Below are 873 nucleotides of genomic sequence, written 5' to 3' on the forward strand. Positions count from 1 at the left end.
CGAACCCCAGGCTGGCCAGCAGCGACCAGCCACCGGCTACCACCAGCGAGCGGCGCAGGGCCGGGCGGTCATGGGCGCCGATGGCGTGGCCGCACAGGGCCTCCACTGCGTGGGCCAGGCCATCGAGGGCATGGGCGGTAAGCAGCAGGCCGTTGAGCAGCAGGGCATTGGCCGCCACTGTGGCATCGCCCAGACGGGCGCCTTGCACGGTGATCAGGAAGAACACCGATTGCAGGGCCAGGCTGCGGATGAAGATGTCACGATTGACCGCCAGCAGCGGGCGCCAGCTCTGCCAGCGGCGCAATGCCGCCCAGGCGATTTGCCCCGGATAGGCCCGCAGGGCCGGCCGGGTCATGGCCAGGCCGACCAGCGCGCCGCTCCATTCGGCGATCACCGAAGCCCGGGCCGAGCCCACCACGCCCCAGTCCAGGCCGAGGACGAACCACAGGTTGAGGGCGATGTTCAGCACGTTGGTGCTGAGCAGGATGGCCAGCGGTGCCCGGGCGTTCTGGGTACCGAGAAACCAGCCCACCAGGGCGAAGCTGGCCAGGGCCGCGGGCAGGCCCAGCAGGCGGGTGTGGAAAAAGCTCCGGGTCATCTGGTCCAGCTCCGCCGAGGGCTGCATCAGGTGCAGCGCCGCGCCGCTCAGGGGCACGCCTATGGCGCCCAGCAGCAGCGCCAGCCCCATGGCCAGTATCAAGCCCTGGAGCAGGATCTGCCGCAGCGCCGCCCCGTCGCCGCGCCCGGCGGCCTGGGCGGCGAAGCCGGTGGCGCCCATGCGCAGGAAGCCCATGGCCCAGGCCAGGAAGGTATAGAGGCTGGCACCGACCGCCACGGCGCCCAGCTGGTGGGCATGGGGCAGGTGGCCGATCA

Annotated in this window: 1 protein-coding gene; it reads right to left on the reverse strand. The window is 71.6% G+C overall.

From position 1 onward, the window contains the following. The coding region (locus F6S12_RS32345; RefSeq protein ID WP_315869934.1) for an MATE family efflux transporter at positions 1-873 on the reverse strand (873 nt) is incomplete at both ends.

It is taken from the genome of Pseudomonas sp. JV245A (assembly GCF_032424515.1).
Taxonomy (GTDB): domain Bacteria; phylum Pseudomonadota; class Gammaproteobacteria; order Pseudomonadales; family Pseudomonadaceae; genus Aquipseudomonas; species Aquipseudomonas protegens.